We start from the raw sequence: 23,915 nt of genomic DNA on the forward strand, positions 1-23,915 counted from the left end.
TGTTCACACTTAAGGGAGAAAAAGGGCATGCTCAAATAGACGTTCGATCGCGCAACATTCGAACGCCGGCAAACCTTCATCTTCTCCCATCCAGACTATACTGTCGGCTCCGGAGTTGCACCGGATCGTGCCTATGCGGCTCGCGGGCTGAGAAGCAAATTGCTTCATCACCGCCGGTCGGGAATTTCACCCTGCCCCGAAGATGAATCGTATTATATTTTTTTAATATTATTATATAATTTCTTTATGCGTTATGTCTATCATCAATACAGTGCATATGAATGCTCTTTTTTCTCACACCAACATGATTTTTCATTTTTATGATAAAATAAAGAAGGAAAAAGATAGTAAATAATAAGGAGCTGACTATCATGAAACATGAAATCATTGAACGTTTTACGAAGTATGTTCAAGTTGACACCCAGTCTGATCCGAACAGTGACACTTGTCCCTCCACTCCGGGTCAATGGACGCTAGCGAAAATGCTAGTAGAAGAATTAAAAGCAATCGGCATGGAAGAAGTAACAATAGACGAAAACGGCTATATCATGGCAACATTGCCCGCAAATACCGATAAAGATGTGCCAACCATTGGCTTTTTAGCCCATATGGATACGGCTCCTGAATTTACCGGCGCCAATGTAAAACCGCAAATTGTCGAAAACTACGATGGCAACGATATCATATTAAATGAAGCGTTACATATTGTGCTTTCGCCGAAAGATTTTCCGGAACTTGCAAACTACAAAGGCCATACGTTAATCACCACCGACGGCACGACGCTGCTTGGCGCGGACAATAAAGCTGGAATCGCGGAAATTATGACGGCGATGGCCTACTTAATCCAGCATCCGGAAATTAAACACGGAAAAGTGCGCGTCGCGTTTACGCCAGATGAAGAGATCGGCAGAGGGCCGCATAAGTTTGACGTCGCTAAGTTCGGTGCTAAATATGCGTACACAGTCGATGGCGGTCCGCTTGGCGAATTAGAGTATGAAAGCTTTAACGCCGCGGAAGCAAAAATCAAATTTAAAGGAAAAAATGTTCATCCAGGCACCGCCAAAGGCAAAATGATTAACTCGATGAAAATCGCGATGGAATTTCACGCACAGCTTCCTGCCAACGAAGCGCCGGAACATACGGAAGGCTACGAAGGATTTTATCATTTGCTTTCCTTCCAAGGAAATGTCGAAGAAACAGCGCTTCATTACATTATCCGCGACTTTGACCGCGAACAATTTGAAGCGCGCAAAACAAAAATGCGGGAAATCGCGGCAAAACTGCAAGAAAAATACGGAAAAGAGCGAATCGCGATCGAAATAAAAGACCAATATTATAACATGAGAGAAAAAATCGAACCTGTCCGTGAAGTTGTCGATATCGCCTATGAAGCGATGAAAAACTTAAATATTGAACCGAAAATTTCGCCGATCCGCGGCGGCACGGACGGGTCGCAACTTTCGTACATGGGGCTGCCGACTCCAAATATTTTCACGGGCGGCGAAAACTTCCACGGCCGCTATGAATACATTTCCGTCGACAACATGATCAAAGCAACAAACGTCATTATTGAAATTATTAAGCTGTTCGAGCAAAAAGCGTAACAGAAAAGCTGGTTCCAACGGCGCTTTGGAACCAGCTTTTTCATATTTAGCGAAGCTGTTGAATGCGGCCTTCGATTTGGGCATCAAATGGCTGAGGAAGCTGTTGAATATAATGGATGAGCGCCTCTAAATCGACTGGTCCTACTTCGCGGCTTTTCCCTTCCGTAAATACCGTAAAGTTATCTCCTCCATCAGCTAGGAAGCTGTTTACTGTAACGGTGTATTCTGCATTTGGATCGAGTTTTGCGCCGTTTGGCAAATAAATATCGACGACTTTGTCTGTTGGTTTGCTTGCGTCCCAAGTATATGTGAGACCGGAAATTTGCAGCATGCGTGTTTGATTCGACTGCCATTGTTGGTTCAATAGCTTACGGATTTGCTCGCCCGTGAGCGTCATTTTTACGAGCTGATTGCTAAATGGCTGCACGTTATACAGCTCTCCCCATGTCACTTCCCCTTGTTCAATATCGGCGCGAATGCCGCCAGGGTTCATAAAGGCGAAGTCGGTTTTCATCGCTGTCCGCTGCGCATCCGCAATCAAATTTCCTAACGCTGATTCACCACTTGCATTTTGCTCAGCGCTAATCGTCGTTTTTGCCATACCGATGACTTGGTTAATAATTGGAGATACCTTTGCTTCATACTTGTCAATGAATTTCGTAATCTTTGGATCAGGCTTGATGCTATCTTGGTAGGTGGTCACGATTTCCGCTTTTTTCGCAACAACGTCTTTTGTCCGCCGATCAATTGTTAAATCCACATCCGAAAAAGCAGTTCCATAAGAATATGATTGAACAAGCAGTTTGCCGTCCACTTCGGCGTTTAAATACGCATGATTATGACCAGCAAAAATAACATCGACTTCATCATCCACTGTTTTTGCGATTTCGATGATTTCCCCACTCGCATTGGAACCATCTATATTAGAAACCCCTGGATTATGCGCAAGAACAACGATCGCGCGCACCCCACGCCGTTTTAACTGTTTCACTGCTTCGTTAATCGCTTCCGCTTCATCCTTGAATGTAACTCCCGCCACACCGCTTGGAATGACGATGCTTGGCGTATCGGATAAAGTTACTCCGATAAAGCCAATCTTCACCCCTTTCACTTTTTTAATAACATAAGGCGGAAGAATCGGTTTTCCCGTCTTTTTATCGATTACATTCGCGCTTACGTATGGAAAGTCCGCGCCGCGAAAATAGCCGGTTTTTGGATGTGTTCCGCCATTAATGAGGCGAAGCATTTCGTCGACCCCTTCATCAAATTCGTGGTTTCCGAGTGTTCCTACATCAAAACCTAGTTTATTTAAAAATTCTATCGTTGGCTCATCCTGCAGCAGTGCCGATACAGGTGAACTAGCCCCAACAGCATCTCCCGCATGGACAAGAAGCGTATTTTTATTTTCCCTTTCCCGTTGTTTTAAATACGCAGCTAAATAATCCGCTCGCCCGACCGCTCTTCCTCCAACGTTTCTTGTTACATCAAGCTGTCCGTGAAAGTCGTTAATTCCTAGCAATTGTACATCGATATAACGATATGAATAGGAATTCGTCTGCTGCTTTTTCCCTAGATGGTCAGGTTGCCCAGCCGCAAATACACTTGCTGAAGACAGAGCAGCGGACAAGGCAAGCGCAGATACAGTCGTTTTAACCAGTTTGGATGAAAGTTTCATATTCATAACTCCTTTCCTCGTTTTCCTGTCATTATCATAGATTTCGTTTCATAGTAATAATAGAGCCAAAATACTTATTTTCTTCTAAAAATATTGTAAATTTTATATAAATTTTTATATGGAGATTTTCTACCAGGTACCGTCAAGAATTTTGTGTAATGTAAGATAGATAGGGTATCTCTGAAATAGATTTGGAATAGAGGGGGACTGGTTCCCCATAGCCATCAAGTTAAGAATTTGATCTTTTTTCAGCGCCAAAAACATGGTATCCTTTCTAACGAAAATCATCGTTGGAAAGGATTATTTTTTGATGGCAAAAAAGATGAAGGCATGGATAAAAACGATTCGTCAACTCTTCTTCTCTGAAGAACTGACCCGTCTGGCACGGAAAGTCGGATTCATTCAGCGGCAGCGTTCATTAACAGCGGAAGCCTTTCTGACGCTATGTGCTTGGGGAGACGGATCGCTCGCCTGTCAGTCGCTTCAGCGGTTGTGTGCCGATTTGGCGCTCTGGCATGATTGCTCTCTCTCGAATGAAGGACTGAATCAGCGGTTTACGCCTCGTGCCGTGGCGTTTTTAAAAGAGGTCTTTTTTACTCTCCTGATGCATCAACGTCCGGCACTCTCTTCCATCACCGAGACGTATCGCGCTTGTTTCACCCGTCTGCGGATCTTAGACTCTACCAGTTTTTTACTTCCGGCCGACTATGGTGAGGACTATCAAGGTTCGGTTTCATCTGGCGCCAAAATCCAATTTGAGTATGAGCTGTTATCGGGCACCTGTCTTCAGCTGTGCGTCCAACAGGCCAATGATTCCGATGCCCGCTTTGCTTATCATACCCAGCACACGATTTTACCGAATGACCTTTGCATTCGGGATCTGGGGTTTTTTTCACTCGCCACGCTGGCGAAGATCGATGCTCGAGGTGCTTATTATATTACCCGGTTGCGTTCCGATATCAAAGTCTATATCAAACAGGACGGGGAGTGGCACGAATGGGATTGGGAATCGATAGGAAATCGATTGGGCGAGGGGGAAGCCGTGGAAGTGGAACACGTGTATATCGGACACCAACGCCTGTATGTTCCGCGTCTGATTTTTCGCCGTCTCACGGCGGAAGAATGGGAAAAACGGCTGGCGTACGTGCGGAAAAAGGAAAAAAAGAAAGGGAAGGCGCTGTCACGCCAAACCCTTGAACAAAAGAAATATCACATCTTACTGACCAATTTACCACAAGAATCGTTTGATGCGCAACAAGTTTATGAGCTGTATTCGCTGCGCTGGCAAGTGGAGCTGTTATTTAAGGGCTGGAAATCCTTATTTGACCTTGACCGTGTCAAAAAGATGAAGAAGGAACGATTCGAATGCCACTTATATGGGACATTGATTGCCATTTTAGTCACGCAGACTCTTCTGTTCCAAGCCCGAAGGTATTGGCATCAACGGGAGGGAATCGAGATCAGTGAATGGAAAGCGCTTAATATCCTCCAATCGTATTGGCATCGGTTTCTTTTGCATCCCCAAGCGATGGAAACCGCCCTTCCATCTCTCCTGTCTCTGTTAAGGAAACACGCGAGGAAAGACCGAAGGAAAGGAGAGGAAACGGTATCGGATCTTTTAAAGAAATTGGGGATATGGTAGTGTGGGTTATGGATATAAATGCCAAATACCCCTCTTCTTGAGGGTTATTTGGCATGCCCAGCATTTGGTTTTCTCTTCATCCTTTGATTGATTTTTCGAACATGCGTATCATCCTAAAAAATTTTATACCGCTAACTTGACGGGTATGGGAAGAATCCCCCTCATCTCATCTATTTACATTATTTGGTTAATGATAACGTTCTTCAAACATTCGTTGAAGGGCTTCTTGCGCTTCGGCAAATCCTCGCAACTTTCTTCCTGCCCATTTCTCGTTAAAATCTTGAATGGTCAAATATACGACTTTTTCAGCGGCTTCTAAACTGCTCAAACTGTTCATCGGCTTTAGACGTTTCCGAATCTCCTTGATCGTTCGTTCGATGGCATTGGTCATATAAATCACACTTCGAATACTGCTTGGATAGTCCATAAAGGTGAGAAGGACATCCAACTCATTTGCCCACGATTGGACTTTCCTTGGGTATTTGTGAGACCATTTGGATTGAAACTGTTGAAACATCTCCAATGCGATTTCTTTATTCGGAGAACGATAAATGAGTTTCAGGTCCTCCGCCATTTCGAATTGATCTTTTTTCCGAACACGATTTAGGGTGCTGCGGACTTTGTGCACGACACAGCGCTGCACATCGGCTTTCGGATACACCGCCTTAAAGGCTTCCTCCAACCCCGGAAGGCCATCGAAGACGCCAAGAAGCACTTCCTTGACGCCTCTTTGGTAGAGCTGTTGGAGAATCTCCTGCCATACATAGGCGCTTTCTTGTCCTCCTACGAAGAAATCAAGAATTTCACGATACCCTTCTTCGTTCACCCCCAATACCACATAAATAACTTCTTTCTCTACCGTATCCCGGCGAAGTTTCACGTACAAGCCGTCCAAATATAAGACCGAATAACGCTGGTGTAGTGGACGAGCGTGCCATTTCTCGATGTCTTCCTTCACGACATCGGTAATCCGGCTGATCGTCGCAGGAGAATAGGTGCTTCCTAGAATTCGTTCGATAAACTTGCCAATTTCACGCGTACTCATGCCACTTTGGTACATCCTAATGATTGCTTCCTCCAGCCAGCCCGTGTGCCGTTGGTAAGGGGCAAACAACTGTGTTTGAAATTCCCCGTTTCGGTCTCTTGGAACCAAAAGACCCTCAATCCGGCCATATTGCGTATCTAGATTTCGCTGATAGTAGCCGTTTCTCCTATTCGGCGTTCCAGCCTGTTCGATTTCGAGGAAATTTTTGATTTCTTCCCGCATAATCAGTTCTAATTTTTCTTTTACAAACTGACGAATGGCATTTTCCAGTTGATTTGCCCAGTCGACATTCGGTATACTTCTTTTAGACATAGGTAGGGTACTCCTTTCTCTGGAATGTGTTGTGGTCCAAATCAGAGAATACCCTACCTTTTTTCTTTTGTTCTAATAAAATGCTTTACACAAAATTTTATACATCATCTGTAGTTATGAGCAGCTAGGTATCTCTTTTCTCAAGGAAAATAAACTTCAAACAGGGGATTTTTTTATAAAGTTAATAACGAAAACTTCTCATAGAGTTTATTCGTTTCCTCTCTCCTATCCTACTAAACAGAGAAATTCTTCTCCATTATCCCCTCGTTGCTATACAAACAATGAATAAAAAACAAACAATTAATGGAAAAACGCCGTATAATGGCGATCATCCACGTAAAAACTAGTGTTGTGTATCAAAAGGAGGTGTCTCTAATGGAACGATATGAACAATTCAACAAAAGCTTCATCAACGGCGAATGGATCGATGGACTTAGCAAACGGACATATGATAACTTAAACCCGTATGACAATTCCGTTATTACAACCATTCGTCTGGCAACGAAAACGCAGCTTGCCGAAGCGTTTGACGTCGCCAAACAAGCACAAAAAGAATGGGCGAAAACATCCCAAGAAGAGAAAAAGGAAGTGCTCCGTAAAGCGGCGGAATATTTACGTTCCAATCGGGATGCAATTATTGATATGATCGCCCGCGAAACAGGTGGCAGCATCATTAAGGCGAACGTAGAAGTCGATCTATCGATTGGACTTGTCAAAGAAGCAATCAACATGGTGGATGAATTGACAAAAGTGAGGGAAGTCCCGTCAGAAACAGAAGGGAAAATCAACCGGATTTATCACCTGCCATTAGGGGTCATCACGTCGATTTCTCCGTTTAACTTTCCGATGAATTTGTCGATGAGAACGATCGCCCCAGCGATTGCGTTAGGAAATAGCGTCGTACATAAGCCGGATATCCAAACATGCTTAACAGGCGGCTCCATCATCGCAAGAGCCTTTGAATATGCTGGATTGCCAAAAGGAGTTTTAAACGTCGTTCTCACCGATATCGATGAAATCGGCGACGATATGTTAACGAATCCGAATTCACAGCTTATTAGTTTTACTGGTTCGACTGCTGTCGGCAAACATATCGGAGCGATTGCGGGCGGAATGTTAAAACGCGTCGCGCTAGAGCTTGGCGGTAACAACCCGTTTATCGTTCTTGCTGATGCCAATGTTGATCGTGCCGTTGACGCAGCAATATTCGGTAAGTTTATCCATCAAGGGCAAATTTGTATGATTATTAACCGCATCATTGTCCATAAAAACCATTATGATGAGTTTGTCGAAAAATTCGTCGAACGGGCTAAAGCGCTTCCGTATGGCGACCCGCGCGATCCGAAAACGATCATCGGTCCGCTGATTAACGAAAAACAAATCGAAAAAGCATTGGCGATCATTGAAGAAGCGAAAAAAGAAGGCGCCAAAGTGGCGCTCGAAGGAAAGCGAATCGGCAACATTTTAACGCCAACTGTATTTGTCGATGTCGATAATAACAGCAAACTTGCACAAACCGAATTGTTCTCCCCGATCGCGACCATTATTAAAGCCGAATCCGATGACGAGGCGATCACGATGGCGAACGATACCGAATACGGTTTAAGTTCAGCGATTTTCACCGAAGATTTAAGCGAAGGCGAACAATTGGCCTTACAAATTGAAAGTGGTATGACACATATTAACGATCAGACGGTCAATGATAGCCCAACCGTTCCGTTTGGCGGCACAAAAGCCAGCGGTATCGGACGGTTCGGAAACCCGTGGATTGTGGAAGAGTTTACGGTGACAAAATGGGTATCGATTCAAAAAGAGTATCGCCGCTATCCGTTTTAGTAATCAAAGAAAAAAGGGGGCTGACCGTAAAGCAGAAATGCTTTCAAATCAGCTCCTTTTACATTTCGCCTGCACACACTCATACGGTTTTTCGTCCGTTTTAAGGCGTGCAAACAGAAAGGCTGCCGCATTGGTCGTTTTTTCCTTTTTGTTGCGAAAAAATCGTCAAGGTGACGTTATTCATGCCGATAATAAACAATAAAATCGTATAAATGACCGTACTTGCCACTGCGACCGCCGCAAGGGAATTTTCTCCTATCAAATTGCCAACCCAAAAACTATCGATAAATTGATAGGAAACTTGCAATAAGTTCGTAAACATAATAGGGAACGAAAAAGCGATCAGCTGTTTAGGAATATTACCTTTTGTCAAATCGTATTGCCGCGTCATTTCCCAGTCACTTTACTTCCATTGGAATACCCCCTTGGTTGCCCAAGGGGGTATCGTTATGCTTTTGTCCATGTAGATTGCAACTGAACGCCCGCCGCCTTTAGCGTCGTGTAAACAGGACAACGCGAATCGGTAATGCGCCGTAATTCGTCAATGCGCTCCTGTGATTCACTCGTTTTTGTCCCTCCTTGTTTTTACAAGTGGTTTTTCCCCTTCACACCATTAATCGAGTAGCTTGCCGTAATGTTGGCATTTAACGAATGGGATACAGAACAGTACTTCTCTTTCGACAATTGAATAGCGCGGACGACTTTGTCTTCTGGCAAATCCCCTTCTAACACATAATGAATGTGAATATCCGTAAACCGTTTTGGATGATCGTCCGCACGGGTTCCTTCCACTTCTATATAAAACGATCGAACTTCAAGCCGCATTTTTGTCAAGATCGATATGATATCAATTCCTGTACATCCGGCAAGCCCGTGTAAAATCAATTCCATCGGCCGCGCTCCGGAATCTTGCCCTCCTGCTTCTTTGGATGCATCGATCGGAATTTGCACTCCTGATGCGCTCATCCCTGTAAACGACATTTGTCCGTTCCATTTCACTTTTGCTTGCACTTTTTCTTCCTCCTCTTTCAATTCCAGTGATAAAACAACCATGTTATCATCTAGTTTACTTTGCCAAAAAAATAAATGCAAAAAAAATACCTTTCCGTTGATATGTTTCTATTTTCTGATCTAGCGTTTTTTTTCATGCATGGTAAAATAAAAGCATGCACGAATTTGATGAGTAAAGGGTGTAAGGAGATTGATGGAAAAAGCACTTATTTTGATCGCAGCTTACCTTCTTGGGTCGATTCCGTTTGCGCTTCTTGTCGGGAAAATCGGCTACGGAATCGATATTCGTGAGCATGGAAGCGGAAATCTAGGAGGGACAAATACCTTTCGTGTGCTTGGAGTAAAAGCAGGACTGATTGTCACATGCGGAGATATTTTGAAAGGAACATTAGCGGCAAGCTTGCCTTTATTATTCTCCGTGCACATACATCCGCTTTTAGCAGGAGTGTGCGCGGTTCTCGGACATATTTACCCGGTCTTCGCGAAATTCCGCGGCGGGAAAGCGGTCGCAACATCGGCAGGTGTAATGTTGTTTTATTCACCGTTCTTTTTCATTTCCCTTCTTGTTGTTTTTTTCATTGTTTTGTATATTTCCAAATATGTTTCCTTATCTTCTATGTTAGCCGGGGTATATGCGGTTATTTATACGGTCTTCTTTACGGATGACGTTCCACTCATGATCGCAGTATCGTTATTAACGGCGTTTATCTTTTACCGCCACCGCGCAAATATAAAACGCATCCTTAACAAAACGGAACCAAAAATCAAATGGCTGGGTGGAAAAAATCGTTAACACGATCAAGCGCATAATAAAAACAAGCCATTTGATCTGCAGGAAAGGAGTTTGGTCATTGAAATTGCCAAGCGAATTCATCGAAAAAATGGAGAGGCTTTTGCAAGACGAAGCTTCTCGTTTTTTTTCCACTTATCATGAAGAAAAAGCAAACGGGTTGCGGTTCAATCCATTGAAAATCGACCGCGAGACGTTTTTAACGCTCGTCCCGTTTGTGCTTTCCCCTGTTCCTTTTTGTCCAACTGGTTTTTATTATGATGCACACGAACAACCTGGAAAGCATCCGTATCACGCGGCAGGGCTCTATTATATCCAAGAGCCGAGCGCGATGTTTGTTGCTGAAGTGTTAAAGCCAAATCCAGGGGAGTTTGTTCTTGACCTTTGCGCCGCACCTGGCGGAAAAACGACGCAGCTTGCGGCAATGATGAAAAATCAAGGGCTGATTATTGCCAATGAAATTCATCCGAAACGCGTCAAAGCACTATCGGAAAATATCGAGCGGTTTGGTATTACAAACGCGCTTGTTACGAATGAAACACCGGAAAAACTCGCGAAATATTTCCCTGGGTTTTTTGACAAAATCTTAGTAGACGCTCCATGCTCGGGGGAAGGCATGTTTCGAAAAGACGAAGAAGCTGTGCAATTTTGGAGCCAAGCGCACGTCGAACAATGCGCCATCAAACAACGGCATATTTTAGACTGTGCATACGAGATGTTAAAAGAAGGCGGCATTCTCGTCTATTCCACTTGCACGTTTTCTCCGGAAGAAAACGAACAGACCATAGAAGCTTTTTTACAAACATATGATGATCTTGAATTGCTATCAATTGAAAAAGTCCATGGCATTCAACCGGGAAGACAGGAATGGACAAACACCAACTTAGAGGAAATAGAGAGGACGGTCCGGCTATGGCCGCATTCGTTAAAAGGGGAAGGCCATTTTGTCGCCAAAATAAAAAAAACAGGCCCGTCCCCTTCGTGGAATGGACGCTATGCCAAGCCAAACGCCTCTAAACAAATGGTTCGTGAGTATCGGCAGTTTGAACATGAAGTATTGCAAACAGAAATCGAAAAACCGATGTATGCCTTTCAACACCATCTTTTCGCCCTACCTGACCACTGCCCGAACTTCGATGGCCTGAAAGTCGTGCGGGCAGGTCTTCACTTAGGAGAAGCGAAAAAGCAGCGGTTTGAGCCGAACCATGCACTTGCCTTATCGCTAAAGCCGCAAGACGTTCGTTACTCCCTTGACTTGTCAAGCGACAGCGTAGAATGTCTAAAATATTTGCGCGGGGAAACGATTCAGACGGGAGAAGACCGCGGCTGGCTGCTTGTGACTGTTGATGGTTATCCTCTCGGCTGGGGAAAAGAGGTAAAAGGCACAGTGAAAAACTTTTATCCGAAAGGATTGCGAATGGTGTAGAAAAAGGGCGCGCTTACAAGCGGCCCTTATTGTTTTGCCGATGTCGGAATCGTCAGCGTAAATACAATTTCATCCTTTGCCAAATCAATTTTCCGGGCGGAAACTTGATAACCGTTGCCGAAACGAATATCGGTGAGCGCCACATACACACGGTTAACCTTCGGATCAATGATCACTTCATCTGGCAATGGCGCGTGTTTTCGTAAATATCTTAACACGTACGTGACCGGAAGCTCCCAATCGCCCAGCGATATTTCCGGACTTTCCAGCTCTACATTTCCGCCTTTAACCACTTTCGGAATAAAGGAAACGACAAGGTCAATTTCCCGGTCAAATACAGGGAGCTTACTTGCCACATACACTCGATCATCAAGCCAAACTCGATATTGCACGGGATGGTCTTTTGCTTTTTTACGAATATAATCATTGATCACCGTATTCAGATGCTCTTTGTTCGAATATACCGTAAACGTGGCACCTTTTACTTTTTTTGGAGACGGCACCGATATCGGTTTAGCCGGCTGAAACAACCAAACAGCAAAAAGCATCACAACAGCAATATCCAATACCACCAACGCCCAAAACCATTTTTTCCAATTCATTCTTCCAAACTCCCTAACCACATTTCTTCGTGTTGCTGCAATTGTTCATACACACGTCTTGCGATTAATTCATAACCTACTTCATTTGGATGAAATTGGTCGCTATATAACACATCATCCCGGCCATCAAACAAATCTTTCACATTGACAAAAATCGTTCGATCATAGCGCGCCAACACCGCTTTGCTCCCATTATTCCATAGCTCAATGACATCGCTGATTTCCGGAATATTTGGAAGCAAGTTGGAAAATGGATTGTATAAGCCGACAAGAACAATAGTAGCATGTTGGTTATATGTGCGAATCATTGCCAAAAGATGATCCAACCGCTCGGCAAATCGTTTTTGTTCCTTCTCAAATAAAGTGTACGATAAATCAAAAAAATGGGAACGAACAATTTTCATCATATCATTGCCGCCGATGGTAATGAAAATAAGATCCGCCTGTCGGACCTCGTTTGCGTGCTCATGGACAACATCATCGAGCTTGGAAATCCGTAATCCTCGCTTTCCAAAATTGATGACCGAGAGCGTCCGCACCCCTTTATGCTGTAATAATTGTTGGCGCAACCGAGAAACATATCCTCCTTTTTGTTCATGATCTCCTACTCCCTCTGTTAACGAATCGCCAAGGGCGAGCACGCGAATATCTTTTGGAAAAAAATCATTGGCAACCGTAAGCGGTGTCAGCTTTACTTGCCGTTCAGGCAAGCTGGCAGCGTTGATTGCCTGCTCGGAAGAACAGCCCGCACAATAGAGCAACAATAAAAAAAGCAATCCCCATTTTTTCATTATTCTACACCTGCCTTACTTGTAAACACACATGAAGAAAACACGAAAAGGCAAAAATGTATCTACATTTTTGCCTTCTATGATGATTGCAAAATCTCAATATGCTCTAAAATTTTTTCATACGGAACATCTTGCACCCCACTATAAGTTTGAACAATCGTACCGTTTTGGTCAACAAGATAAAACTCTGTTCCATGGATCACTTGATCCTCGTTTTTCGGCTTTTTTACAATCGTTTTAAAATTTTTCTCGGCAAATTTCTCAATTTCTTGCTGGCTGTATCCTGTAAGCAAATGCCAATTTGATAAATCACCGTTAAACTTTTTCACGTACTCTTTTAACTTTTTCGGTGTATCTACTTCCGGATCGACACTAAATGAGACAAATTCAACATCAAGCCCTTTTTCTTTCGCCTTTTTTTGCAACTTGGCCATATGGGCAGTCATTGGCGGACAAACAGTCTCACAATTGGTAAAAATAAAGTCGGCAACCCATACTTTTCCTTTTAAATCTTTTAAACCGAATGGCTTCCCATTTTGATCCGTATACGTAAAATCATCAACCGGCCAATTTTTTGCATCAGGAATGGTTTTTCCACATGCAACAAGAAGTACGATGACAAGTAGAACGACGAATCGCTTCATCTTTCCTTTCACCTTTCTCTTCACCTATCTTCTTCTATTCTGCATAATACATGAAGCCAATGGCGCCCGGTCCGGTATGAATCGAAATCACCGGCGTTGTCGCGACAATATCGATGGAATGATATCCAGTCGCTTCCACGATCGATTGTTTCAGCCGTTCTGCTAATGAGAGCGCATCGGCATGGGCGATCCCAACAGCCCGAATCGTTTTATTCGATATATCTTCTTTAAATTGATTGGTCAAATATTTGATGATTTGTGAATAACTGCGCGCTTTCGCAATCGGTGTATACATTCCATCGACAAGCGCTGCAATCGGTTTAATGTTTAAAAGCGAACCGACCAACGCTCTTCCACGGCCAATACGACCGCCTTTTACGAGGTTGTCTAATGTATCGACTGTGACGTACAATCGCGTACAGCGACGGACGTCGCGCAGACGGTTTACAATTTCCGCCACACTTTTCCCCAGTCTTGCCTGTTGCGCTGCTTCCAGCACTTGAAATCCCAGAGCAAGCGAAACAAACTCCGAATCTACCACTGTCACATTCGCTTCCGCTAATGTCGCGGCATACTGCGCGGAGCGAACAGTGCCGCTTAGCCCACCAGCCATATGGATCGAGATAATATCGCTTCCATCTTCACCAAGGCGGTTATAGATTTCGAGAAACTCGCCGACAGAAGGTTGAGAGCTTTTTGGCAATTCCTCTGCTTCTTTCATTTTTTTCATAAACTCATCCGGAGTAATCGTTACGCGGTCGATAAACGCTTCCTCACCAATCGTAAAGCTGAGCGGGACTACCTCAATCCCATGCTCTTGCAACACCTCTTTCGGCAAATCGACCGTTGAATCCGTTACAACTTTCACGTTTTTCATGAATTCACTCCCAATATTTAAGCCATATGTACAATTATACAATGAAAAGAGGAAAATTCCTATAAAAATCTAGAATGTCCTGAAGAAATGTGAAGCTTTTTTTCATAAAGGGGGTGAACTGCATAATAAAGAGATAAAACCAAAAAAGCGATGGAATTTTCTACGTCTATTCATTTTATTATCATATCAATAATATGTGTGGAAAGTTTGAAAAAATATCGAAAGACATATGAACTTATGTGCGACAGTCACAAAATAGTAATAACTAAATAAAAAGTTGTTTTGCCGAAGCAAAACAACTTTTCTAGGTTTAAGCATTGTTTTTTAAAACATCGGTTTTAAAAATTTGCTCATAAACAGGCCATTTTAATACTTTTTTCAAATATTCCCGAAACGAGTAAACAGAACGAGCATTACGGGATCGATATACTTTGGCAATAAACGTTTCTAAACGCAATTGAATCATAAATCGGTACGTGTTATCTTCCTCCAATACAGGAATTTCGATAATCTTCACCTTCTGCCCATAAGCATTTTTGAACTCTAGGCTTTTGAATAGCAAAATATCAATCCTCTTTTTCACCGATTTACTTTTATTATACACCAAATCGGTAAAAAAGCATGTCAGAAATGTGCGAAATATTTACGACTTTTTTCGCGTTTTTTTACTAAATGAGTAAATGGAATAAGTTTGGATTTTTATTCACTTCTTGAAACGGAAACCCCTTTTTCTTCATGCGCTCAATGAGCGGCGCGTAATCTTCGCGGCGTTTTAATTCAATGCCGACCAACGCCGGACCGTTTTCCTTGTTATTTTTCTTTGTGTATTCAAAACGAGTAATATCATCGGTAGGTCCTAATACTTCATCTAAAAATTCGCGAAGCGCGCCAGCACGCTGTGGAAAATTGACGATAAAATAATGCTGCAGTCCTTCATAAATCATCGAACGCTCTTTAATTTCCTGCATTCGATCAATATCGTTGTTTCCTCCGCTGACAATACAGACAACCGTTTTTCCACGGATTTTGTCTTTGTAAAAATCAAGTGCTGCAATCGGAAGCGCCCCCGCCGGTTCAACGACAATTGCATTTTCATTATACAGCTCTAAGATCGTTGTGCATACCTTTCCTTCCGGTACGACAACAATATCGTCAATGATTTCTTTACAAAGCGCGTACGTTTTTTCGCCAACCGTTTTGACTGCCGCTCCATCCACAAATTTATCAATCTCTTCTAATGTCACAACATGTCCTTGCTCGAGGGCAGTTTTCATCGATGGTGCACCTTCTGGTTCCACGCCAATAATTTTTGTAGCTGGAGAAATGCTTTTCACATATGTACCAACCCCCGACATCAATCCGCCACCGCCGATGCTCGCAAACACAAAATCAATCGGCTCTTCACAGTCGTTCAACACTTCTACGCCGATCGTTCCTTGTCCGGCAATGACATATTCATCATCAAACGGATGAATAAATGTGCGGCCTTCTTTTTTGGCACACTCTATTGCTTCGTTAAATGAATCATCAAACGTATCGCCTACTAAAACAATGTCGACCATATCTTTTCCGAACAGCTGTACTTGCGATACTTTTTGTCTCGGCGTTGTCGCCGGCATGTACACCTTTCCATGCACGCCTAGCGCCCGACATGAATACGCTACTCCTTGCGCATGGTTGCCTGCACTAGCACAGACGATGCCGTTTTTCCGTTCTTCTTCGCTTAAATGTTTCATCCGGTTGTATGCGCCACGAATTTTGAATGAGCGTACGACTTGTAAATCTTCACGCTTCAAGTACACGTTACATTCGTAACGTTCTGATAATAACGGATTTTTTTGCAGCGGAGTATGGTGTACAACATCTTTTAGCGTATGATAAGCGATTAAAATATCTTCAACATAAACGGTTCCTTGTTTTCGTTTAAGTTGTTGTTCCATGCTTTCGTTCCCTTTCTTTCTAAGTTGTCTTTTTAATTTGTAAATTATAGCACAAATTTTTAAAAAAGAAAGAGAATTTTCGAAAAGTTTACAAAAACATTCCTCCACTTTTTTTCTTGTTTATGATTATGGCATTTAAGTAGAATAGAATTAATCTTTGGCGTGCTTTTTTACGTATAACAATAAAAGACGACCCTCTTACGTGCGGTCGTCTTTCTCCTGATCATATTCCTCAGCAAACTCCGTCGCCCACCTTCCTTCGTCATACCAGCGGTACTTCTCTTCCTTTCTCGCTTCTTCAAGAATATGGTTTTCCATAAACAAATGAAAAAACGATTCAATGGCGCCGATGGCCAGTGCACAGAAAAAGGAAGCATACGCCATGTTTATCGTTGGTTCAATGAGCGCATAGCTTGTGAGCCAAATCAATAAAAACGTGAACGGAAGATCGGCAATAACAGCGACAAAATTGCCAAAACGAGGCAAAATCAATAAATCGCCGACGATATAAGAAGCAAGCGCGGTTCCTGCCGCCATGAACAAAACCAGCAGCGGCGGGGCGTTAAAAATTGCAAAAATGGAAAGCAGCGCGATGCTCCAGCCAACGAATTTCACCAATAATGGAACGATATGCTTCATCGTATTCCTCCATTTCCATCATCTTTTACTGTTATCGTTCCTTTTTTGCGCTGCTTCTATTCGATTGAAAAGAAAAACGTGTTCCGCCGAAAAGCGAAACACGTTAACGTTTGCGTTCATAAACGATAAACGCATAATCATATGGATTTTTTTCATCTTTTATTCCTTTCGTATAGGAAACGAGCTGCCACTCTGACTCTTCGAAATCCGGATAAAACGTATCGCCTGGAAAATTCGCCTCAATTTTCGTTATGTAGAGACGGTCGGCAAACGGCAATGTCGCTTGAAATAATTCCGCACCGCCAATGACAAACACTTCATCGTTGCGCTTAGCGGCAAACTGACGAATCGCTTCGATCGAATGGATCACCGTACATCCTTCTGCCTGAAACGACCGATTCCGCGTTACAATGACATTTTCTCTTCCGGGAAGCGGCCGCCCGATGGATTCAAACGTTTTACGCCCCATAATAATGGCGTGGCCCATCGTGACTTTTTTAAAATACGCTAAATCAGCAGGCAAATGCCACGGCAGGCGGTTGTCTTTGCCAATGACGCGGTTTTGATCCATGGCAACAATATGTGAAATCATTGTATCTCTCCTTTATACGGCAACCGGCGCTTTAATATGCGGATGCGGGTCATAGTCGACAATTTCAAAATCTTCAAATTCATATTCAAAAATTGATGCCGGTTTCCGCTTGATCACCAGCTTCGGAAGCGGTCGCGGTTCTCTCGTCAGTTGTAGTTTGGCTTGCTCAAGATGATTTTTATACAAATGTACATCGCCGCCGCTAAAAATCAATTCACCGACATCTAAATCGCACTGCTGGGCGATCATATGCGTCAACAGCGCATAGCTGGCGATATTAAACGGCAAACCTAAAAACGTATCAACGGAACGTTGCTGCCACATGCAAGAGAGCTTCCCGTCAGCGACGTAAAATTGAAACGCATAATGGCAAGGAGGCAATTTCATTTTATCTAACTCTGCTACATTCCACGCGCTTACTAATAAGCGGCGGGAATTGGGGTTTCGTTTAATTTCTTCAATGACCCAGCTGATTTGATCCACCGTTTTGCCATCAGCCCCTTTCCAAGAACGCCACTGCGCACCGTATATCGGGCCTAAATCACCGTTTTCATCCGCCCACTCATCCCAGATCGTCACACCGTTTTCTTGCAAATATCGAACGTTCGTATCTCCTTTTAAAAACCATAATAATTCGTAAATAATCGAACGGATATGTAATTTTTTAGTTGTTAAGAGTGGGAATCCTTCCTGCAAATTAAAACGCAATTGTCTCCCAAATACGGAAAGCGTCCCGGTTCCCGTTCGGTCTTCTTTATGTACGCCATTCTCTAAAATATCTTGAAGTAAATCTAAATACTGCCTCATCACAGCTTCATCCTTTCTGACATGTTACTTTCAAATATTATATATAAAAGCAGGCGTAAACACTAGAAAAAAATCACGGGAGCAATCCCGTGACTAACAAATGCGCGGCAATAAAAGTCCCGATAATCGATATAATCTTCGCGTTGTTCCGAGCGGTGTTCTCAATAATAGTTGGCCTTTGTCCGTCGAACGTATAGTACCAATGACAGCGGCATCTTTTCCTTCTGGAAACGAACGAATCGCATCAAGAACATTTTGTTCATCTTCTTTAGCGACGATGAAAATTACTTTTCCCTCATTCGCTAAATAGATTGGTTCAAATCCGAGCAACTCACATGCCCCTTCTACTTCTCTTTTTAGAGGAATCGCTTCTTCTTCTAATTCAATCGTCACTTGAAAATCTTCACAAATTTCAACAAGAGCAGTCGCTAAACCACCCCGAGTTGGATCACGCATGATTCGAATGTTCTTTGATGCCTCCATCGCGGCTGAAATCATTGGATACAAAGTGGCACAATCACTTTCTACATTTGTCATTAATCCAAGTCCCCCACGGGCAGTCAAAACGGCAATGCCGTGATCGCCAACCGAACCGCTAATAATGACGGAATCTCCTTCTTGAATAGAAGCGGTTAATGGCTGCGGGACAACACCAAGCCCTGTTGTGTTAATATAAATGCCATCCGCGGATCCGCGTTCGACCACTTTCGTATCGCCTGCGATGATTTGCACATCCGCTTTTTTCGCTTCTTCCGCCATGGAACGAACAATTTGTTTTAAATCGTTTAGCGGAAAACCTTCTTCAATGATAAAACTGCATGTCATCATTTTGGGAATTGCTCCTGATACAGCTAAATCGTTTACCGTTCCCGCTACGGCAAGTTTTCCGATATTGCCCCCTGGAAAAAAGATCGGTTTCACAACAAAGCTATCGGTTGTCATCGCGATTTGGCCTTTTTCGATAGGAAAAAGAGCCGAATCAAACTTTGCATAAGCGTCGTTATGAAAATAGGCAACAAATACTTGCTGAATGAGTTGATGCGCCAACTCCCCCCCATCTCCATGGGCAAGCGTTATACGATCCATCTTTATTCCTCCCTCATATACTGATAGTAAGCCGCACAGCTGCCTTCGGATGAAACCATGCATGGTCCGATTGGATTCATTGGTGTACACGCTTTTCCAAATAAGACGCATTCAGGTGGATCGATTAACCCACGAATAACTTCTCCACAACGACATTTTGTTTTTCGTGGACTTCGCATTGGAACAGAAAACTTTTCTTTTGCATTAAATGGACGATATTCCTCGCGAATATCCATCCCGCTTTGAGGGATGATGCCAATTCCGCGCCACGGTTCATCGGACAAAGTAAAATAGTGATCCATCCAAAAATTCGCATGCTTGTTGCCTTCTTCAGGCACGACACTCCGATATTCGTTCAGCACCAGCGCCTTTTGTTCCAACGCCAGCATCAGCAGCCGGCGTATGCCGTTCAGGACATCAACCGCCTCAAAGCCGCTGATCACCCCGGGCAAATGATACTCGTCCGCTAAAAATTCCCAATGTTTTCGTCCCATCACTATCGAAACATGACCAGGGAGAAGAAAGCCATCTAACGCCACTTCTTTGTTATTGAGAAGATGGCGTAAAATCGGTGCTGTTAATTTGGAAGTCATCCAGATGGAAAAATTATAAACTCCCTTTTCCTCCGCTTCTTTCAGCGCAGCCGCTATCGTCGGAATGGTCGTTTCAAAACCAATCCCTAGAAAAATCACTTCTTTTTGCGGATTTTGCTCTGCAATGCGCACGGCATCGACTGGCGAATACACAACACGAATATCTTTTCCCTCTGCTTTTGCTTGCATCAACGTTCCGTAAGAACCTGGAACACGCATCATATCTCCAAACGTACAAATAATGCGGTCATCTCCATCGGTAAGAGAAATCATCGCATCAATAGTAGCCTGGTCTGTCACGCAAACCGGGCACCCCGGCCCTGAAATGAGCCGAATATCATCCTGTAATGCTTTCTTTACTCCTGTTCTTGCAAGTGACATCGTATGTGAACCACATACTTCCATAAATGCAGGGATGCGTTGAAATTTTCTTTGAAATTGTTTCGCCAACTCTTTTACTTCAACTAATAACGCCCGACTAATTTTCGAACTCGTAGATGGATCAATCAGCCCATGCATCGGCTAGCTTCCTCCATTCTTCCATGCTCTCTTTTGCGTACTCTTCATCGATAATAGACATCGCTTGTCCAGCATGAACAATGACATAATCGCCGATTTTTACTTCCGGTACAAAAATAATCCCTACGTTCATTTGCGACCCCATAACATCGACTAATGCAGAAAAACCATTGATTTCAATCACTTTGGCAGGAACACCAACGCACATTATTCTCTCTCCCTTCGATTTGCGGCAATAATTAATTGACCAAGCGCTAATCCACCATCATTGCACGGAACTTTTTGATGGGTATAAACGATAAAACCTAATTTTCGCAAACCTTCGATCAGATGTTTAACCAAATAACGATTATGCATACTGCCGCCGGATAAAACAATTTCACGAGGATATTCCGGGTGTTTCTCCATCGCTTTTCGAACCATCTCAATGGAAGCAGATACAACGGTTTGATGGAATCGCCCCGCAATGGTTTCGATGTTTTTATTTCGCTCTACATCTTCTGCAATCGCAAGCCACATCGCTGCTAAATCGATTTCCATCAAATTGTTTTCTTTTAATTCAAACGGGTAAGGTTCATATATATGCTCTTCATCCACCAATTCTGACAGACGAATCGCTGCTTCTCCATCATATGTGGAATGCGTGCAAACATGGAGAAAAGCACTCACTGCGTCAAATAATCGCCCGCATGTTCCAGCTTTCGGGGTGTGGATATTCTTTTCCATCATCTGTCTTAAAATTCGAATTTCATACTGTTTATCAGGAAAACGCTCTGTAGCTAATTCATATCCTTTTTCTCCTAAATAAAACCCTAACATGCCGACCGCAGTGCGCCACGGTTCTTTGATGCATCGCTCCCCACTCGGCAGCGGGGTGTACGTTAAATGTCCAAGCCGTTGATAATGAGAAGCATCGCCATACAGAAGTTCAAATCCCCATATATGCCCATCTTCTCCATACCCTGTTCCATCTAAAATCAGCCCGAAACAGCTGCTTTTTATACCATTGTCCTCCATGCATGACACCATATGTGCATGATGGTGCTGTACCGGAATAACGGAAACATCCCATTCTTTTACAATGTTCCATGTTTCATAGTTTGGATGCATATCAACAGCAACGACTTTCGGCTCTACTCCCATCCATGTTCGTAAATGTTCATATTCGCGTTGAAAATGTTCAATGACTTCTATATTTTGCAAATCTCCAATATGTGGTCCGAGGAAGATTTGTTCGTTTCGTCCAAAAGCAAATACATTTTTTTGTTGTCCGCCTAAAGCGGCCACTTCGTGAACATCGCTTGTCGTGAAAAATGGATCAGGGACAAACCCACGCGCTCGACGTAGAAAATCAACGTTGCCATTTTTAATTTGAACAACCGAATCATCAATCGGATGGACAATTGGCCGATTATGGACAAGAAAATAGTCAGCAATCGCCTTTAAATCTTGAAGAGCTTGCTTATCGTTATACAAGATTGGCACACCCGACCGATTCGCGCTTGTCATCACTAATACAGGCATATGTTTTTCATCTAGCAACAAATGATGAAGCGGTGTATAAGGCAGCATCACTCCAACCGTTTGTAATCCAGGAGCAAGCGACGGAGCAAGTGGATACGTTGCTCTTCTTTTTAAAACAACGATCGGTGCTTCAGGTGATTTTAGCATCCGCTCTTCCTCTTCATTCACCTCGCACATTTGTTTTACAACGGAGAGTGAGGCGGCCATTACCGCTAATGGGCGATTCGGCCGTCGCTTTCTTATTCGTAATTGTTGCACAGCTTGTTCATTTGTTGCGTCACACGCAAGATGATAGCCTCCTAATCCTTTAATCGCTACAATCGCTCCCGATAACAACAGCTGTTTCGCCTTTTCAATCGCATCCCCATCAAGCGTTTGTCCATTGCGATCGATGAGCATAACACGCGGACCGCATACCGGGCAAGCAATCGGTTGAGCGTGATGGCGTCGATTCAGAGGGTCTTCATATTCCTTCCGGCAACGTTCGCACATTGGAAAAGATTTCATCGACGTATACGGGCGATCGTAAGGCAGCTGCTCAATAATCGTATACCGCGGTCCGCATTGGGTGCAATTAATAAACGGATAGCGATAGCGATGATCATTGGGATCGTTCATTTCTTGCAAACAATCATCACAAACAGCTGTATCGATTGGAATGACAAGGGAAGAAGCCCCTTTTCGCTCACTTTCAATAATGGAAAATTGTTGAAAACCTTGATAGGCTACCTCCAAAACGTTCAATTGATCAATGCGAGATAGACGAGGGGCTTCCGTCTGTAATGAAAATAAAAATGACTGCAGCTCCTTCTCTTCTCCTTCTGCAAAAACGGTAACACCGTCCATGTTGTTTTGAACCGTTCCCTTTATGTGATGGCGATGAGCGAGTTGGAAGACAAAGGGGCGAAACCCGACGCCTTGAACCCGCCCCCTAATCGTCACTTTTATTGATTTTTGCATCGCGCAATCCCCTCTCGAATCCAATCGAACCATTGGTCCATTCCTTCATTGGTTTTCGCAGATAACGGGATAAGCAAAGATTGCGGGTTAATGCCTTTTAAATCCTCTTTCGCTTGTTCCACATCAAAATCGAGATAAGGCAATAAATCAATTTTATTTAGCAAAACAAGTTCGGTGCGCATAAACATCGTCGGATATTTTGGAATTTTATCATTTCCTTCGGGAACACTTAATACAGCGACCTTATGCTGTTGTCCTAAATCGTAACCGGAAGGGCAGACGAGATTGCCAACATTTTCAATAAACAAAAGGTCGATTTCATTGAAATCGAATTGCGGCAAAACCGCAGCAATCATTCGTGCGTCTAAATGGCATCCGCCATGTGTATTAATTTGTACTGCCTGCGCGCCGAGCGCGCGAATTCGCTCGGCGTCTTTTTCCGTTGCTAAATCTCCTTCAATGACACCGATTCGAAAATCTTTTGCCAGCGCTTCAATCGTTTTTTCCAAAATTGTTGTTTTCCCCGCTCCTGGGGAACTCATCAAATTAATGACAAGCGTTTTCGTTTCTTCAAACAAACGACGGTTAAACTCTGCGGCGCGATTGTTATTTGTTAAAACATCTACCTCTAGCGTTACTTTCATGATGTTGAACTCCCTTCGTATGACAATACTCGAAATGCCTCTCCAGCAATGATTCGGCCGCTTGGCAACAAACACGACGGACATTGAACGATCCTCGATTGCGGCTCATACTCTTGTTCACAAATTGGACAAAACGCTTTCGCCCGTTCAAAATGAATGATCAGCTGCGCATCTTTGGTTAATCGGTTATCTTTTTGCAACTTATAAGCATCAAACGCCATTTCTAAAGCTTCAGGAAGCACGTTGCTAAGCTCCCCTACAAGCAATTCTATTTTTGTAACAGAACTGATGTTTCGTTTGGCCGCATCTTGTTCAATCAAACGGACAATTTCCTCCATTAGAGCCAATTCATGCAT

The 23,915-nt window shown here is 43.3% G+C and carries 23 protein-coding genes, 2 pseudogenes and 1 riboswitch; of the genes and pseudogenes, 5 read left to right on the plus strand and 20 right to left on the minus strand.

Going from position 1 to position 23,915, the window contains the following annotated elements; translation table 11 throughout:
• Window positions 1-74: 74 nt before the first annotated feature.
• Window positions 75-208: riboswitch (FMN riboswitch) on the minus strand.
• Window positions 209-371: 163 nt separating this feature from the next.
• Window positions 372-1,604, plus strand: a complete 1,233-nt coding sequence (gene pepT / locus QSJ37_RS02940; RefSeq protein WP_285753597.1) for a peptidase T — start codon at window positions 372-374, stop codon at window positions 1,602-1,604.
• A gap of 46 nt (window positions 1,605-1,650) precedes the next feature.
• Here pepT and QSJ37_RS02945 read toward each other — a convergent pair whose 3' ends face one another.
• On the minus strand, window positions 1,651-3,279 hold the full coding sequence (locus QSJ37_RS02945; RefSeq protein ID WP_285753598.1) for a bifunctional metallophosphatase/5'-nucleotidase: 1,629 nt from the start codon (window positions 3,277-3,279) through the stop codon (window positions 1,651-1,653).
• A 310-nt stretch (window positions 3,280-3,589) separates the two neighbouring features.
• Here QSJ37_RS02945 and QSJ37_RS02950 point away from each other — a divergent pair, with 310 nt between their 5' ends.
• Window positions 3,590-4,921: an IS4 family transposase gene (locus tag QSJ37_RS02950; protein ID WP_285753599.1), complete on the plus strand. Its 1,332-nt coding sequence runs from the start codon at window positions 3,590-3,592 to the stop codon at window positions 4,919-4,921.
• A 187-nt stretch (window positions 4,922-5,108) separates the two neighbouring features.
• Here the strand turns inward: QSJ37_RS02950 and QSJ37_RS02955 are convergent, their stop codons facing one another.
• Window positions 5,109-6,278: an IS256 family transposase gene (locus tag QSJ37_RS02955; RefSeq protein WP_285753601.1), complete on the minus strand. Its 1,170-nt coding sequence runs from the start codon at window positions 6,276-6,278 to the stop codon at window positions 5,109-5,111.
• Window positions 6,279-6,653: 375 nt separating this feature from the next.
• On the opposite strand from QSJ37_RS02955, the gene QSJ37_RS02960 reads away from it, so the two are divergent.
• Entirely contained in the window at window positions 6,654-8,114 is a 1,461-nt protein-coding gene (locus QSJ37_RS02960; RefSeq protein ID WP_285753602.1) for an aldehyde dehydrogenase family protein, read from the plus strand.
• 124 nt (window positions 8,115-8,238) lie between these two features.
• Here QSJ37_RS02960 and QSJ37_RS02965 read toward each other — a convergent pair.
• The 3 genes and pseudogenes from QSJ37_RS02965 to QSJ37_RS02975 all read right to left on the minus strand — a co-directional run.
• Window positions 8,239-8,505 (minus strand): annotated as a pseudogene (locus QSJ37_RS02965) (MATE family efflux transporter); the annotation flags it as partial.
• Between the two features lie 56 nt (window positions 8,506-8,561).
• Window positions 8,562-8,684: pseudogene (locus QSJ37_RS02970) on the minus strand (OsmC family protein); the annotation flags it as partial.
• Window positions 8,685-8,699: 15 nt separating this feature from the next.
• Window positions 8,700-9,095, minus strand: a complete 396-nt coding sequence (locus tag QSJ37_RS02975) for an OsmC family protein (RefSeq protein ID WP_483313588.1) — start codon at window positions 9,093-9,095, stop codon at window positions 8,700-8,702.
• A 223-nt stretch (window positions 9,096-9,318) separates the two neighbouring features.
• Here QSJ37_RS02975 and plsY point away from each other — a divergent pair, with 223 nt between their 5' ends.
• Complete coding sequence (gene plsY, locus QSJ37_RS02980) at window positions 9,319-9,918, plus strand: glycerol-3-phosphate 1-O-acyltransferase PlsY (protein ID WP_285754739.1); 600 nt, start codon at window positions 9,319-9,321, stop codon at window positions 9,916-9,918.
• A gap of 58 nt (window positions 9,919-9,976) precedes the next feature.
• On the plus strand, window positions 9,977-11,341 hold the full coding sequence (locus tag QSJ37_RS02985; RefSeq protein WP_285753607.1) for an RsmF rRNA methyltransferase first C-terminal domain-containing protein: 1,365 nt from the start codon (window positions 9,977-9,979) through the stop codon (window positions 11,339-11,341).
• A 26-nt stretch (window positions 11,342-11,367) separates the two neighbouring features.
• On the opposite strand, the gene QSJ37_RS02990 is transcribed toward QSJ37_RS02985, so the two are convergent.
• The 15 genes from QSJ37_RS02990 to QSJ37_RS03060 form a co-directional block, all read right to left on the minus strand.
• Window positions 11,368-11,943, minus strand: a complete 576-nt coding sequence (locus QSJ37_RS02990) for a YpmS family protein (RefSeq protein WP_285753609.1) — start codon at window positions 11,941-11,943, stop codon at window positions 11,368-11,370.
• Window positions 11,940-12,734 (minus strand): SGNH/GDSL hydrolase family protein, encoded by a 795-nt coding sequence (locus QSJ37_RS02995; RefSeq protein ID WP_285753611.1) that lies wholly within the window; start codon window positions 12,732-12,734, stop codon window positions 11,940-11,942. Before QSJ37_RS02995 ends, QSJ37_RS02990 begins: the two co-directional genes overlap by 4 nt.
• 77 nt (window positions 12,735-12,811) lie before the next feature.
• A complete protein-coding gene (locus QSJ37_RS03000) occupies window positions 12,812-13,378 on the minus strand; it encodes an SCO family protein (protein ID WP_285753613.1) in 567 nt (188 codons plus the stop codon).
• A gap of 34 nt (window positions 13,379-13,412) precedes the next feature.
• Window positions 13,413-14,255: a DegV family protein gene (locus tag QSJ37_RS03005; protein WP_285753615.1), complete on the minus strand. Its 843-nt coding sequence runs from the start codon at window positions 14,253-14,255 to the stop codon at window positions 13,413-13,415.
• Window positions 14,256-14,565: 310 nt separating this feature from the next.
• On the minus strand, window positions 14,566-14,817 hold the full coding sequence (locus QSJ37_RS03010) for a YpmP family protein (protein ID WP_285753617.1): 252 nt from the start codon (window positions 14,815-14,817) through the stop codon (window positions 14,566-14,568).
• Window positions 14,818-14,923: 106 nt separating this feature from the next.
• The gene (ilvA, locus tag QSJ37_RS03015) at window positions 14,924-16,195 is read right to left on the minus strand and encodes a threonine ammonia-lyase IlvA (RefSeq protein WP_285753618.1); all 1,272 of its coding nucleotides are present in this window, start codon (window positions 16,193-16,195) and stop codon (window positions 14,924-14,926) included.
• 198 nt (window positions 16,196-16,393) lie between these two features.
• Complete coding sequence (locus QSJ37_RS03020; RefSeq protein ID WP_285753619.1) at window positions 16,394-16,834, minus strand: YndM family protein; 441 nt, start codon at window positions 16,832-16,834, stop codon at window positions 16,394-16,396.
• Window positions 16,835-16,937: 103 nt separating this feature from the next.
• On the minus strand, window positions 16,938-17,426 hold the full coding sequence (locus QSJ37_RS03025; protein WP_285753620.1) for a dihydrofolate reductase: 489 nt from the start codon (window positions 17,424-17,426) through the stop codon (window positions 16,938-16,940).
• A gap of 12 nt (window positions 17,427-17,438) precedes the next feature.
• Complete coding sequence (gene thyA / locus QSJ37_RS03030; RefSeq protein WP_285753621.1) at window positions 17,439-18,233, minus strand: thymidylate synthase; 795 nt, start codon at window positions 18,231-18,233, stop codon at window positions 17,439-17,441.
• A gap of 93 nt (window positions 18,234-18,326) precedes the next feature.
• Window positions 18,327-19,319, minus strand: a complete 993-nt coding sequence (gene hypE / locus QSJ37_RS03035) for a hydrogenase expression/formation protein HypE (RefSeq protein ID WP_285753622.1) — start codon at window positions 19,317-19,319, stop codon at window positions 18,327-18,329.
• Window positions 19,320-19,321: 2 nt separating this feature from the next.
• Entirely contained in the window at window positions 19,322-20,431 is a 1,110-nt protein-coding gene (gene hypD, locus QSJ37_RS03040) for a hydrogenase formation protein HypD (RefSeq protein WP_285753623.1), read from the minus strand.
• A complete protein-coding gene (locus QSJ37_RS03045; protein WP_285753624.1) occupies window positions 20,415-20,639 on the minus strand; it encodes a HypC/HybG/HupF family hydrogenase formation chaperone in 225 nt (74 codons plus the stop codon). The genes hypD and QSJ37_RS03045 overlap by 17 nt, the downstream gene beginning before the upstream one ends.
• Window positions 20,639-22,915 (minus strand): carbamoyltransferase HypF, encoded by a 2,277-nt coding sequence (gene hypF, locus QSJ37_RS03050; protein ID WP_285753625.1) that lies wholly within the window; start codon window positions 22,913-22,915, stop codon window positions 20,639-20,641. The genes QSJ37_RS03045 and hypF overlap by 1 nt, the downstream gene beginning before the upstream one ends.
• Window positions 22,900-23,559 (minus strand): hydrogenase nickel incorporation protein HypB, encoded by a 660-nt coding sequence (gene hypB, locus QSJ37_RS03055; protein ID WP_285753626.1) that lies wholly within the window; start codon window positions 23,557-23,559, stop codon window positions 22,900-22,902. Before hypB ends, hypF begins: the two co-directional genes overlap by 16 nt.
• Entirely contained in the window at window positions 23,556-23,915 is a 360-nt protein-coding gene (locus tag QSJ37_RS03060; protein WP_285753627.1) for a hydrogenase maturation nickel metallochaperone HypA/HybF, read from the minus strand. The genes hypB and QSJ37_RS03060 overlap by 4 nt, the downstream gene beginning before the upstream one ends.

The sequence above is a fragment of the Parageobacillus sp. G301 genome, from assembly GCF_030268025.1.
GTDB classification, from domain to species: Bacteria; Bacillota; Bacilli; order Bacillales; family Anoxybacillaceae; genus Parageobacillus_B; species Parageobacillus_B toebii.